Here is a 12,480-nt window from a genome sequence, read left to right as displayed (position 1 = left end):
CGCACGCAAGGTGCGCGGCGGACTGCTGATCGGCATCGTCGTCACGACCATCCTGTCGATGATCATCGAAGCGGTCACGGACGTCGGTCCGTCCCTGGGCACCAACCCGAAGGGCTGGAATCTCAGCACGCCCGAGGCCCCGGACTCCTTCTTCGGGATCCCGGACCTGAGCCTCGTCGGCAACGTCGACCTGTTCGGCGCGTTCACCCGCATCGGCGTGATCGCCGCGACGCTGCTCGTGTTCACCCTCGTCCTCGCGAACTTCTTCGACGCGATGGGAACCATGACCGGTCTCGGCAAGGAGGCCGACCTCGCCGACAAGAACGGCACCCTGCCGGGCATCGGCAAGGCCCTCGTCGTCGAGGGCACCGGCGCCATCGTCGGTGGCGGCGCCTCGGCCTCCTCGAACACGGTGTTCGTCGAATCGGCCTCGGGTATCGCGGAAGGAGCCCGCACCGGCCTCGCCAACGTGGTCACCGGCGTGCTGTTCCTGCTCGCGATGTTCCTGACTCCGCTGTACGAGGTGGTCCCGATCGAGGCGGCCTCTCCGGCGCTCGTCGTGGTCGGTGCCCTGATGATCGGCCAGGTCCGCGACATCGACTTCTCCGTGTTCGCCGTGGCGTTGCCGGCCTTCCTGACCATCATGGTCATGCCGTTCACCTACTCGATCGCCAACGGCATCGGCGTCGGCTTCATCACCTGGGTGGTCCTGCACGCGGCCAGCGGCAAGATCCGCACCATCCATCCGCTGATGTGGATCGTCGCAGGGCTGTTCGCCCTGTACTTCTCGGTCGATCCGATCACGGAACTGCTCACGTAGACGGCCGGGACGTGTTTCGGGCGATGTGACGTATTCTGCACGCCATGATCTCGGATACACGCGCACTCGCCGGTGACCTCTCACTCGCCGTTGTGCGTCTGACGCGTCATTTGCGGGGGCGACGCACCGATTCCCGAGTTTCCCTGACCCAGATCTCGGCGATGGCCACCCTCGCGCAGGAGGGTGCGATGACCCCGGGGGCGCTGGCTGCGCGCGAACGCGTCCAACCACCCTCGATGACCAGGGTCATCGCCTCACTTCACGAACTCGGCCTCGTCGAGCGGACACCGCATCCCACGGACGGACGACAGATCATCGTGACATTGTCCGACGCCGGGACCGAGCTGCTCGCCGACGAAGCCCAGGCACGTGAAGTGTGGCTGACCGAACGGCTCGAGAATCTCGACTCCGCATCGCTCGCGACGCTGCGCGAGGCCGTCGGTATCCTCACGGCGCTGGTCGCGGAAGACGACTGACCGTACTCCCGGTCGCGCCGACCTCGTGTCACGGTCGCGCCGACCTCGTGTCACGGTCGCGCCGACCTCGTGTCACGGTCGCGCCGACCGACCCGGTGCGGGAGGGGACGCGGACGCTGGGAGAATGTCCCGGTGGTTCACGTCATCGACATCGACGATCCTTCCGACCCCCGGGTCGACGATTTCCGCGATCTCAACTCGGCGGATCGTCGGCCCGACCTTCCCGGTCGGAAAGGGTTGGTGATCGCTGAGGGTGTGCTGGTCGTCCAGCGCATGCTCGATTCCCGGTTCGCTCCGGCGAGTCTGCTCGGAGTGGGTCGACGACTGGACGAACTCGCCGGCGACCTGTGCGACGTCGACGTGCCCTTCTACCGCACCGACGCCGGAACCATGGCCGAGATCGTCGGGTTCCACCTCAACCGAGGCGTGCTTGCGGTCTCGCACCGACCCGCACCGTTGTCGCTCGACGAGGTCCTCGACAAGGCGACCACGGTCGCGGTGCTCGAAGGGGTCAACGACCACGAGAACATCGGCTCGATGTTCCGCAACGCGGCCGGCCTCGGTGTCGACGGTGTGCTTTTCGGGAAGGGCTGCGCCGACCCGTTGTACCGCAGGGCGGTCCGCGTGTCGATGGGGCACGTCCTCCGTGTTCCCTTCACCCATCTCGACCGATGGCCGTCCGACCTGGATCAGTTGCGTGGCAAGGGATTCCAGCTTATCTCGCTGACCCCCGATCCGCAGGCGATCCCGCTCGCGGAAGCGATGACGGAGGAGAAGGTCGCACTGTTGCTCGGTGCCGAAGGTCCGGGTCTGACCGAGCACGCGATGCGGGCGACCGACGTCCGTGCCCGAATTCCCATGGCGCCCGGCACGGATTCGCTGAACGTGGCCACCGCGGCGGCGATGGCGTTCTACGAGCGGGTCCGGCTGTCCCGATGATCCCGGCTCGCGACCCCGCGCCCACCCCGTGGGGGACGGGGCTCACGCTGACGGCATTCTCCTTCGTCGCCACCGTCATCGCCGTCGTGGCCTGCGGCCGGGTGCTCGGCCGGATCGATCCGGTCCTCGCGGTGGTCGTCAACATCGTGACGGTCGCGGGAATCGTCCCGACCGTGTGGTCGTGGCTGCGGGTACCGGTGCTGCGCTGGCTCGCGGCCGGTGTCGTGGGCGGCGTGCCGTTCGGATGGCTCGCGCTGCTCGTGTCCTGACCGTTCCGGGTGTGCTCGCCGGCGGAGGAAAATCGTCAACCCCCATTGGAGAATTCCGGCGGAGCGCACACTCGATGATGACGGGTCGTCCGGAAGGAGCATCATGTCTCACAATGTGCATGCCGATCGGGAGGAAATGTCGGTCAAGCAGGGTCTGGCCGCGGGAACGTCGGTCGGCGCCGCGATCATCATGACCTTGATCGGCGCTCTGCAGCTGTTGCAGGGGATTGCGGCGGTCGCCGAGGACGAAGTGTTCGTCACCGGTCAGGAGTACGTGTTCAGGTTCGATCTCACCACGTGGGGGTGGGTCCACATCGTCGTCGGTGTCGTGATGGTGATCGTGGGCATCGCGTTGATCTCCGGGGTGACCTGGGCGCGGGTGTCGGCGATGGTCATCGCCGCGCTGTCCATCCTGGTGAACTTCATGTGGCTTCCCTACTATCCCGGGTGGGCGCTCGCGATCATCGCCCTCGATGTAGTGGTCATCTGGGCGGTCGCAACCTGGAACCCCCGGGCGGTGTACTCCTGATCGACCCGATCCGGGACCGAAACGCGCCGATTGCGCAAACCGGTGCCCTCCATCCGGGAACGGGCGTATGGTATATCCGGCCCTCCCGAACAGAGGGACGGAGGTCGTCATGACCGAAGATGGACCTGCCGAAGCCCGAATCGGACAGTCGTCACGATTCGACACCGGTGTCGACGAGTGGACCGGGGGCCGCGAGTAGTGGCAGTGCCGTTGCGGCACACCGCAGGACAACAGAATTCGAGATCTTCATTCTCCGGTGGTTTCACAGGGTATCGCCCGCCATCGGTTCGGCCGGGGAGGTTCGGCTATGGATTCATTCTGGGACTACGTGTGGTACACCGTCGTCGTGTTCGCCTTCGTGGCGTATCTGATCGTCCTGTTCCAAATCATCGTCGACCTCTTCCGGGATCACTCCGTATCCGGTTGGGTGAAAGCGGTGTGGGTCATCGGTCTGGTGGTCCTTCCGTACCTGACGGCGTTGGTCTACCTGATCGCTCGCGGTCGAGGAATGGCGCTGCGGGCACAGCAGGCCCAGGCGGAGGCGAAGCAGGCCACCGACGAATACATCCGGACCGTGGCGGCCGGGAAGTCCCCGGCTCAACAGATCGCCGATGCGAAGGCCCTGCTCGACTCCGGTGCGATCACGCCCGCGGAGTACGAACACCTCAAGGCTCAGGCGCTCGGTAACGCCACGACCGGACGTGACGGCGTGCCCATCGCGTGAATCATCGTCGCGGGGAGGGCGCTGCGACGGTGCCCTCCCGTGGTCGGCTCGTGCGTTCGACGCCTCGTCGCTTCGAGAAGCCGGCGGTCGAAAGTGCAAGGGTGGCAGCATAAAACGAAGACGCCCTTGCTCCTGAGAATCGGATCGTGACCGCTCCTCGCGAGGAGCGGCGCACGGTCGATGTCTTCTTCCTACACGAGAGGATTGTCATGTCGCAGGATGTACGCCCCGACCGGGGCGGGACGAGTGTCAAACAGGGCATCGCCGCAGGCACTTCGATCGGCGCAGCGATCATCCTGGCAACCGTCGGCATCGTCCAGATCTTCCAGGGCATCGCCGCGGTGGCCGAGGACGAAGTCTTCGTGCAGGGCGTGGAATACACGTTCAAATTCGACTTCACCACGTGGGGATGGATCCACATCGTCCTCGGTGTCGTGATGCTGGTCGCCGGTCTCGCGTTGATGAGCGGCGCCACGTGGGCTCGCGTCACGGCCATCGTCATCGCCGCGTTGTCGATCCTTGCGAACTTCATGTGGTTGCCGTACTACCCGTGGTGGTCGATCCTGATCATCGCGCTCGATGTGGTTGTGATCTGGGCGGTCTCGACCTGGCAGCCGCGTTCCGACTACTACTGACGCGGCCGTGCAGGAAGGCGGTCGCAGCGTTCGGGGCGGACCGGTCGGGAACATCACGACCGAGTCCGGCGCTTCCCGGTCGCAGCGACGACGGAGTGCACTGCATCTCACGCTTCCCGGGTGTTGGGGTGCAGTGCTTTTCGCATGTTTGTCCTTCACCCCGTCGTTGCTTCCGCGCGGCGGGATCCTGCAGGGGATGATCTGCGGGATCACGGCCGCGATCGGATACGGCCTCGGGGTGCTTCTCGCGTTCGTGTGGCGCGCGTTCGCCGACCGGCCCCCTCGGTCTCCCAAGGCTGCGTCGTGGTGGATCTTCGGCGTCTGCGGCGCGGTCCTCTTGGCGGTCTTCTTCGGGCTCGGCCAGTACTGGCAGCACGAGATCCGATCTCTGATGGGGATTTCCGAATACGATCTCGTGTTCACGGTGCTCTCGCCGGTCATCGCGGTGCTGGTGTTCGGCCTCCTCCTGGCGATCGGACGCGGTATCCGCGGTCTGTATCGCTGGGCGGCGAAGATGCTCGACCGGTGGATCGGGCAGCGAGCCGCGAACGTCGTGGGATGGGTGCTCGTCGCCGGCCTGGTGTACGCGCTCGTCTCCGGCGTGCTGCTGGCAGGTTTCATCGACGTCGCCAACACGGCGTTCTCGGCACGGGACACGCAGACTGAAGAAGGTGTGCAGCAACCGACGACCGCGCTGCGCTCCGGCGGACCGGATTCGGTGGTGCCGTGGGATTCCCTGGGGTGGCAGGGGCGGATCTTCGTCGGGCAGGGTCCGTCCACCGGGCAGATCGGCCGGTTCACCGAAGGCCCTGCCCTCGAACCGATCCGGGTCTACGCCGGCCTGGCGTCGTCCGAGGACACCGAGACGCGAGCGGCGCTGGCGGTCGAAGACCTCACGCGGGCAGGCGGATTCGAACGCCGGAATCTGGTGGTGGTGACGACGACCGGGAGTGGATGGGTGGATCCGGCTCTGGTGGACTCCGTCGAGTACCTCACCGGCGGCGATGTCGCGACCGTTGCCATCCAGTACTCCTACCTGCCTTCGTGGATCTCCTATCTGGTCGACCAGTCGAAGGCGAGGGAAGCCGGACGCGATCTGTTCGACGCGGTCTACGACGTCTGGTCCAAACTTCCTCAGGACGCCCGCCCCCGATTGTTCGTGGCAGGTGAGAGTCTCGGTTCGTTCGGTGGGGAGACGGCCTTCAGCGGCGAGTACGACCTTCGCAATCGGACGGCGGGTACGGTGTTCGCCGGACCCCCGAACTTCAACGTCCTCTTCCGGGAGTTCAGCGATCGCCGGGACGAGGGCAGCCCGGAGGTCGAGCCGGTCTTCCGGGACGGTCGCACGGTGCGATTCACGAACGACCCGCAGGCGGGTATTCCTCCCGACGCCGCTCCGTGGGAGGGAAGTCGGGTGCTGTACCTGATGCATCCGTCGGACCCGATCGTGTGGTGGAGTCCACGTCTGATCACGAGCGAACCGGATTGGATCGGTGAAGCCCCCGGTCGCGACGTGCTCGAGGACATGGTGTGGATACCGTTCGTGACCTTCTGGCAGATCACGGCAGATCTGCCCTTCTCCACGGGTGTGCCGGCCGGTCACGGTCACAAGTACAGCACCGAGTACGTGGACGCCTGGGCCATCGTCCTCCAGTCCCCGGACATCACGCCCGAGGACGTCGACTCCCTGAAAACCGTTATCTCAGAAGGAGAGTGAACAGACCGGTCGAGAATCCGGGGTAGGGGGGAGATCAACGCGCCACGAGACGCCGCCACCAGCCGGTCTTCGGAGCCGGGGCGGTGACCTGCGGGACCGGGGTGCGCAGCGTGAAACTCCACGTCTCGATCTCGCGCGGGTCCGGTTCGTCGTCGCGACGCCCGACGTAGCGGAATCCGAGCCACGCGCCGTGCGCCTCCTCGACGAGCTTGCGGGGGTGGAAGGGCAGGGACTCCGGGGGCGGTGGGATGTTCGGCGGCCAGCGGAGCGGATGGTCACCCGCCCAGAACGGCCGTTCCCACACGAACGGAAGGCCCTCGTCCTCGAAGAACTCGACCGTGCTCGCCCCGAAACTGCGTCGCAGCCTGCCGCACTCCCACACGGCGAACGATCCCCACGCGCCGGCCGGATCGGAGGCCAGCAGGCAGGTGTGTTCCGCGGCGGGCGTACGCAACCACATCGAGGGAAGCTCCGATGGGTGGCGCAGTGCGAATCGGCGGCTCGACACGACCGTCACGCCGGGATAGCTGCCGACCCAGAACCGTTCGACCGAATCCGCCGTATCGTCTCGACCGACCTCGGTCAGCGGAACCCGCACACCGGGATCGACCTGAACGTCGGGGAACATGCGCGACAGAAGTGCCTGCGCCGCATCACGATCCGGGGAGAACTCGCGCAGGACCGCGGCAGGATCGGGTGCGTCGACGTACCAGAGCGTCGACACCGTCGCCGACATCGTCGACGTCTTCCTCAGACGCGTCCGTTACTGCGCACACCGAGCAACACGTCGTCCCACGAGGGGAGGGCCGGCTTGCCGCGCTTGTCCTTCGCGGGGGCCTGCGGTGCCTCGTCGCCCACGGTGGCGGCGACGGCAGTCTCCTCTGCAGCGGCCGGCTCGGGAGCCGGTTCTTCGGCAGCGGGGGACTCCAGTGCGATCGGGGCGTGACGTTCGGCGTTCTCGGCCTCGGTGGAATCGTCGACGTCGCGCGCCGAGTAGACCGGGGTCAGGTAGCGCAGGGGACGACCGCAATCGGGATCCACCAGATCGGCCGCGATGTCGTCGAGAGCGGTGATCGTGCCACCGTGCGCATCGGGCTGGTACCGCCAGTGGGCCCGGTTCGTGGAACGACCGGCGTGCCACCGCAACTGCGCGACCCAGAATCCGTCGTCGTCGCGCCAGGCATCCCATTCGGCCTCGTCGAGGCTGTGCCCACGGGCGCGGAAGGCATGCGTGACGATGTCGAGCAGGGTTTCGACAGCAGGTCCGTCGGGTCGGACCGGGTGACCCTTCTTGGCCATGTCGGCGGCCCGGGACCGTTCGAGCAGAACGGGATAGGCGAACCGTTCGACCTTGGCGACGGGGATGCCCGCCTCGTCGGCCACCTGTTCGACCGAGGCGCCGCCGCGGATGCGGGCCTGGATCTCGCGAGGACGGAGCTGGCTGGTCGTCTCGATCTGGATCTGGCCGAGACGGGCCAGATCCCCGCGAGCGGCTGCGCGCAGGGTGTCGTCGACGGGAATGCGGAACTTGTCCCCCGTCGTGGGATCGGCGAGCACCACATGCTTAGCATCGGGCTCGAGACCGACCACTCGAAGCTCTCGCACCTTGACCTCCTCGCGCCGATCGCGATTGACCCGCCCGACTGTAACCGACCGCGATATTTTTCGTGGCCGGACACGCCGCGCCACGCCGAGTGGCATCGCAAGAAATCCGGCGCGGCGCGTTATCGTCCAGGGTTCGCCGAAATGTCTCGATGCGAGGTCGAGACTCGAACGACAGCGGGGCCGGGTCCGATCCCGGACCCGGCCCCGCTTCGCGCGCGTGCTCAGAGCTGGGAGACGACCCAGTCGATGCTCTTGGTCAGCTGCGAGACGTCCTCGGGATCGATGGCCGGGAACATGCCGACGCGCAGCTGGTTGCGGCCGAGCTTGCGGTAGGGCTCGGTGTCGACGATGCCGTTGGCGCGCAGGATCTTCGCGACCTGGGCTGCGTCGACGGACTCGGCGAAGTCGATGGTGCCCACGACCTGCGAACGCAGTGCCGGATCGGCGACGAACGGGGTCGCGTACTCGGACGCCTCGGCCCACTCGTACAGGCGCGCGGACGAGTCCTTCGTGCGGGCGACCGCCCAGTCGAGCCCGCCGTTGCCGTTCATCCACTCGATCTGGTTGGCGAACAGCAGCAGGGTGGCCAGCGCCGGGGTGTTGTACGTCTGGTCCTTACTGCTGTTGTCCACCGCGATGGGCAGCGACAGGAACTCGGGGGTGAAGCGACCCGACTCCTTGATCTCCGCGACACGCTCGAGCGCAGCCGGGCTCATCAGCGCGATCCACAGACCACCGTCGGCAGCGAAGCACTTCTGCGGAGCGAAGTAGTACACGTCGGCGTCGGCGATGTTCACAGGCAGGCCGCCGGCACCCGAGGTCGCGTCGATCGCGATCAGGGCGTTGTCGGAACCGGCAGGACGCTGCACGGGAACCGCGACACCCGTCGAGGTCTCGTTGTGCGCCCAGCCGATGAGGTCGGCCGACGCGTCGGCGACGATCTCGGGGGCCGAACCGGGCTCCGAACCCACGACGATCGGGTCGCCGATGAACGGGTTCTTCTTCGCGACGGTCGCGAACTTCGACGAGAACTCGCCGTAGGTGAAGTGCTGCGAACGCTCCCGGATCAGACCGAACGCCGCGGCATCCCAGAAGGCGGTGGTGCCACCGTTGCCGAGGACGACCTCGTAACCCTCGGGCAGGGAGAACAGGTCGCGCAGACCCGAGCGGACACGGGCGACGACGTCCTTGACCGGCTTCTGCCGGTGGCTGGTGCCGAACACCGAAGCGCCGACATCGACCAGCGACTGCAGCTGCTCGGGACGAACCTTGGAGGGGCCGCAGCCGAAGCGGCCGTCTGCGGGCTTCAGGTCGGCGGGAATGATCGGTGACGCGTCTGCCATCGGAATGCGTGTCCTAAGAGTCGAGGGACATGGTGCACAGGTAGTCTAGACCGCCTCCTCGGAGCCCCGGCCGGGCGCTGGTCGGGCCCGGCCGGGGGAGGGGTCAACGGTGCGCGATCGAGTCCCAGCCCGTGACCTCCGAGGCCGGTCGCGGATCCGGGCCGGTGTAGATCGCCGCGGGACGCACGAGCTTGCCCAGCCGCTTCTGCTCGAGGATGTGCGCGCACCAGCCGGCGGTGCGCCCGCAGGTGAACATCGCGGGCATCATCGCCGCAGGGACCTCCGCGAAATCGAGGATCACCGCGGCCCAGAACTCGACGTTGGTCTCGATCGCGCGGTCGGGGCGACGCTCGCGCAGTTCGGCCAGCGCGGCCTGCTCGAGCGCGGCCGCGGCCTCGAAGCGGGGAGCGTCGAGCCGCTTCGCGGTGCTGCGCAGCACCCGGGCGCGGGGGTCCTCGGCGCGGTAGACACGGTGACCGAAGCCCATGAGCTTCTCCTTGCGGTCGAGGATGCCCTTGACCAGCCCGCGCGGATCGCCGGTGCGTTCGGTCTCCTCGATCATCGGCAGCACGCGGGCCGGGGCGCCGCCGTGCAGCGGCCCGGACATCGCGCCGACGGCGCCGGAGAGCGATGCGGCCGCGTCGGCGCCGGTGGAGGCGATGACCCGGGCGGTGAACGTCGAGGCGTTCATGCCGTGCTCGGCCGCCGACACCCAGTAGGCGTCGATCGCCTCGACGTGCTTGGGATCGGGATCGCCCTTCCACCGCACCATGAAACGCTCCGTGACGGTGCTCGCCTCGTCGATGCGCTGCTGCGGCACGGCGGGCTGATAGATGCCGCGGGCCGATTGGGCCACATAGGACAGGGCCATCACCGCGGCACGCGCGAGATTGTCGCGGGCCGTGGCGTCGTCGATGTCGAGCAGCGGACGGAAACCCCAGATGGGTGCGAGCATCGCCAGACCCGCCTGGACGTCGACACGCACGTCGCCGGTGTGGATCGGGAGGGGGAACGGCTCCGCCGGGTACAGGCCGCGACCGAACTCGCCGTCGACGAGCAGGGCCCACACGTCGCCGAAGGTGACTCCCTTCTCGACGAGTTCTTCGATGTCGACCCCGCGATAGCGCAGTGCGCCACCGTCCTTGTCGGGCTCGGCGATGTCGCTCGTGAAGGCGACCACGCCTTCGAGTCCTGCGACGAAATCCTCGGGAACTGACGCGCGCATTGCCATGACGGTTGGGCTCTCCTCATTCGAGCACGGCCCGGTCCGAGCCGCGCTGCCGGTGGAATGAGGTCACCGCCAGGTGTGATCGGCACCCCACTCGGGTCGTCCTGAAAACTGTAGTCCTCGTGGTCCGAGCGCCGCCTTCGGGATGCCGGAGTACCGTCGTCGTTCGTGCCGTCCGATACATCGTTGCCGCGTCCCGAGGGAGACGACCTCGCGCGTATGCGTGTCGACTACAGCCCGGCCGGGCCGACCGACGAGTCCCCCGCCGACCGCGATCTCACCCCGGACGATGTCGCCGGAGGCTGGCTTCCGCTGTTGCGTACGTGGTTTGCGAACGCCGTCGCCACCGCTGTGCCCGAACCCAATGCGATGGTGCTCGCGACCGTCGACGAGCAGGGCCACCCGGCGACCCGCACCGTGCTGTGCAAGAAGATCGACGCCGACGGCCTGACCTTCTTCACGAACTTCGAGTCCGACAAGGGCCGCCATCTGGCGGGGCATCCCTACGCTTCGGCCACCTTCCTGTGGCTGCCGGTCTACCGGCAGGTGACGGTCCGCGGACCGGTCGTCCGCGTGCCCGACGATCAGACGCTCGCGTACTGGCACACCCGTCCGCGCGGATCACGACTCGGCGCGTGGGCGTCGCAACAGTCACGGCCGGTGGGGGAGCGGGCCGATCTCGAGCACGCCCTCGTCGAGGCCGCCGAGCGGTACGACCTCGACGACGACATCCCGGTGCCGCCGTTCTGGGGCGGCTTCCGGATCGTGCCGGAGTCGGTCGAGTTCTGGCAGGGCCGACCCAATCGGTTGCACAACCGGATCCGGACCCGCTCGGTCGACGGTCGCTGGGTCACCGAGCGCCTGCAACCGTGAGGCGGTTGCTCGCCGACACCACGCCCCTGCGCACCAAGGATTACGCCCGGCTGTGGTGGGCCGGGATCGTTACCGTCATCGGCGCCCAGATGGCCGTGGTCGCCGTGCCACAGCAGATCTACGAGATCACCCGCAATTCGGCATATGTGGGTCTGACCGGTGTCTTCGGGCTGGTTCCCCTCGTGGTCTTCGGACTGTGGGGCGGAGCCCTCGCCGACGCCATGGATCGCCGGAAGCTGCTCCTGATCACCTCCACCGGACTCGGTGTCACGTCCCTGCTGCTGTGGGTGCAGGCGGCGAGCGGACTGGACAACGTGTGGATCCTGCTGTGTCTGTTCTCGGTGCAGCAGGCGTTCTTCGCCGTCAACCAGCCGACCCGCGCGGCGATCATCCCGCGGTTGCTGCCGACGGGGCAGATCGCGGCGGCCACCTCGCTGAACATGACGGTCGTGCAGTTCGGTGCCATCGCCGGGCCGTTGTTCGCGGGTGCCCTCATCCCTGTCGTGGGTCTGTCCACTCTCTATCTGCTCGACGCGATCTTCCTGCTCGCAACCCTGTGGGCGGTGGTCCGGCTACCGGCGATCCCGCCGCTGGGCGAGGTGACCCGCGCCGGTCTGCGCGCGGTGTTCGACGGCTTCCGGTATCTGTCCGGACAGAAGATCCTGCTGGCGTCGTTCGTCGTCGACATCGTCGCGATGGTGTTCGGGATGCCGCGCGCGCTGTTCCCGCAGATCGCCCACGAATCGTTCGGTGATCCCGCGCAGGGCGGCTTCGCCCTCGGTCTGCTGTTCGCGGCGATGTCGGTGGGCGCGGTGATCGGCGGCGTCTTCTCCGGGTGGTTGCCGCGAGTGCAGCGACAGGGTTTCGCCGTGATCGTGTGCATCGTCCTGTGGGGTGTGGCGATGGTGGGTTTCGGTGCCGCGGTGTGGTGGGCCGAACCGGGCGGCAGCGGCCTGCTGCTGTGGGTCGCGCTGTTCTTCCTGGCCTTCGGCGGTGCGGTCGACATGGTGTCCGCGGCCTTCCGCTCGACGATGCTGCAGACCGTCGCGACCGACGAGATGCGCGGTCGGCTCCAGGGTGTGTTCATCGTGGTCGTCGCGGGCGGGCCGCGTATCGGCGACGTGCTCCACGGTGCGGCCGCAGCGGCTGTGGGCACGGCAGTCGCGGCGGCCGGTGGCGGCGTGCTCGTGATCGTCGGCACGCTCGTGTGCGTGGTCGCTTTCCCGGCCTTCGTGCGCTACCGGGTCTCGCGCACCCTCGGGTGACGACAGGTCCACGTTCTCGCCGGACGCGACTTCGTCCGGAAGCGGCGCGCGTGAGCC

Annotated in this window: 13 protein-coding genes and 1 pseudogene; 10 read left to right on the top strand and 4 right to left on the bottom strand. The window is 67.5% G+C overall.

Annotated elements, in window-relative coordinates; genetic code table 11:
- From R1101_RS0107475 to R1101_RS0107435, 8 genes and pseudogenes are all read left to right on the top strand, one after another.
- A pseudogene (locus R1101_RS0107475) lies at positions 1-820 on the top strand (NCS2 family permease); the annotation flags it as partial.
- Between the two features lie 44 nt (positions 821-864).
- The gene (locus R1101_RS0107470) at positions 865-1,296 is read left to right on the top strand and encodes a MarR family winged helix-turn-helix transcriptional regulator (RefSeq protein WP_026002996.1); all 432 of its coding nucleotides are present in this window, start codon (positions 865-867) and stop codon (positions 1,294-1,296) included.
- A gap of 132 nt (positions 1,297-1,428) precedes the next feature.
- Positions 1,429-2,235 carry a TrmH family RNA methyltransferase gene (locus tag R1101_RS0107465; RefSeq protein WP_016932829.1) on the top strand — a complete coding sequence of 269 codons (807 nt, stop codon included), beginning with the start codon at positions 1,429-1,431 and terminating at the stop codon, positions 2,233-2,235.
- A complete protein-coding gene (locus R1101_RS0107460) occupies positions 2,232-2,504 on the top strand; it encodes a DUF2537 domain-containing protein (RefSeq protein WP_016932828.1) in 273 nt (90 codons plus the stop codon). Before R1101_RS0107465 ends, R1101_RS0107460 begins: the two co-directional genes overlap by 4 nt.
- A 103-nt stretch (positions 2,505-2,607) precedes the next feature.
- Complete coding sequence (locus R1101_RS0107455; protein WP_016932827.1) at positions 2,608-3,033, top strand: DUF7144 family membrane protein; 426 nt, start codon at positions 2,608-2,610, stop codon at positions 3,031-3,033.
- A gap of 307 nt (positions 3,034-3,340) precedes the next feature.
- On the top strand, positions 3,341-3,757 hold the full coding sequence (locus R1101_RS0107445; protein ID WP_016932825.1) for an SHOCT domain-containing protein: 417 nt from the start codon (positions 3,341-3,343) through the stop codon (positions 3,755-3,757).
- 209 nt (positions 3,758-3,966) lie between these two features.
- A complete protein-coding gene (locus R1101_RS0107440; protein ID WP_026002995.1) occupies positions 3,967-4,392 on the top strand; it encodes a DUF7144 family membrane protein in 426 nt (141 codons plus the stop codon).
- A 133-nt stretch (positions 4,393-4,525) separates the two neighbouring features.
- On the top strand, positions 4,526-6,109 hold the full coding sequence (locus R1101_RS0107435) for an alpha/beta hydrolase (RefSeq protein ID WP_026002994.1): 1,584 nt from the start codon (positions 4,526-4,528) through the stop codon (positions 6,107-6,109).
- Between the two features lie 34 nt (positions 6,110-6,143).
- Here the strand turns inward: R1101_RS0107435 and R1101_RS0107430 are convergent, their stop codons facing one another.
- The 4 genes from R1101_RS0107430 to R1101_RS0107415 all read right to left on the bottom strand — a co-directional run bounded on the left by R1101_RS0107430 (position 6,144) and on the right by R1101_RS0107415 (position 10,288).
- On the bottom strand, positions 6,144-6,845 hold the full coding sequence (locus R1101_RS0107430; RefSeq protein WP_016932822.1) for a DUF6928 family protein: 702 nt from the start codon (positions 6,843-6,845) through the stop codon (positions 6,144-6,146).
- Positions 6,846-6,859: 14 nt separating this feature from the next.
- Positions 6,860-7,714, bottom strand: a complete 855-nt coding sequence (sepH, locus tag R1101_RS0107425) for a septation protein SepH (RefSeq protein ID WP_198420247.1) — start codon at positions 7,712-7,714, stop codon at positions 6,860-6,862.
- Between the two features lie 221 nt (positions 7,715-7,935).
- Positions 7,936-9,057 (bottom strand): phosphoserine transaminase, encoded by a 1,122-nt coding sequence (gene serC / locus R1101_RS0107420; RefSeq protein WP_016932820.1) that lies wholly within the window; start codon positions 9,055-9,057, stop codon positions 7,936-7,938.
- 103 nt (positions 9,058-9,160) lie between these two features.
- Positions 9,161-10,288, bottom strand: a complete 1,128-nt coding sequence (locus R1101_RS0107415; RefSeq protein ID WP_026002993.1) for a citrate synthase 2 — start codon at positions 10,286-10,288, stop codon at positions 9,161-9,163.
- Between the two features lie 216 nt (positions 10,289-10,504).
- Between R1101_RS0107415 and pdxH the strand changes: the two genes are divergently transcribed.
- On the top strand, positions 10,505-11,158 hold the full coding sequence (gene pdxH / locus R1101_RS0107410) for a pyridoxamine 5'-phosphate oxidase (protein WP_016932818.1): 654 nt from the start codon (positions 10,505-10,507) through the stop codon (positions 11,156-11,158).
- The gene (locus tag R1101_RS0107405) at positions 11,155-12,423 is read left to right on the top strand and encodes an MFS transporter (RefSeq protein WP_016932817.1); all 1,269 of its coding nucleotides are present in this window, start codon (positions 11,155-11,157) and stop codon (positions 12,421-12,423) included. The genes pdxH and R1101_RS0107405 overlap by 4 nt, the downstream gene beginning before the upstream one ends.
- The last annotated feature ends 57 nt before the right edge of the window (positions 12,424-12,480 follow it).

The sequence above is a fragment of the Rhodococcus sp. R1101 genome (assembly GCF_000278445.1).
Classification (GTDB): domain Bacteria; phylum Actinomycetota; class Actinomycetes; order Mycobacteriales; family Mycobacteriaceae; genus Rhodococcus; species Rhodococcus gordoniae.
The sequence above is the reverse complement of the archived record's forward strand: the minus strand, read 5'-3'. Positions and strand labels throughout refer to the sequence as shown.

Excerpts from the sequence above, each read along its gene's own strand:
- R1101_RS0107470 (WP_026002996.1), top strand. The coding sequence starts at position 865 with ATGATCTCGGATACACGCGCACTCGCCGGTGACCTCTCACTCGCCGTT.
- pdxH (WP_016932818.1), top strand. The coding sequence starts at position 10,505 with ATGCGTGTCGACTACAGCCCGGCCGGGCCGACCGACGAGTCCCCCGCC.
- R1101_RS0107415 (WP_026002993.1), bottom strand. The coding sequence starts at position 10,288 with ATGGCAATGCGCGCGTCAGTTCCCGAGGATTTCGTCGCAGGACTCGAA.
- serC (WP_016932820.1), bottom strand. The coding sequence starts at position 9,057 with ATGGCAGACGCGTCACCGATCATTCCCGCCGACCTGAAGCCCGCAGAC.
- R1101_RS0107430 (WP_016932822.1), bottom strand. The coding sequence starts at position 6,845 with ATGTCGGCGACGGTGTCGACGCTCTGGTACGTCGACGCACCCGATCCT.
- R1101_RS0107455 (WP_016932827.1), top strand. The coding sequence starts at position 2,608 with ATGTCTCACAATGTGCATGCCGATCGGGAGGAAATGTCGGTCAAGCAG.
- R1101_RS0107460 (WP_016932828.1), top strand. The coding sequence starts at position 2,232 with ATGATCCCGGCTCGCGACCCCGCGCCCACCCCGTGGGGGACGGGGCTC.
- R1101_RS0107445 (WP_016932825.1), top strand. The coding sequence starts at position 3,341 with ATGGATTCATTCTGGGACTACGTGTGGTACACCGTCGTCGTGTTCGCC.
- R1101_RS0107440 (WP_026002995.1), top strand. The coding sequence starts at position 3,967 with ATGTCGCAGGATGTACGCCCCGACCGGGGCGGGACGAGTGTCAAACAG.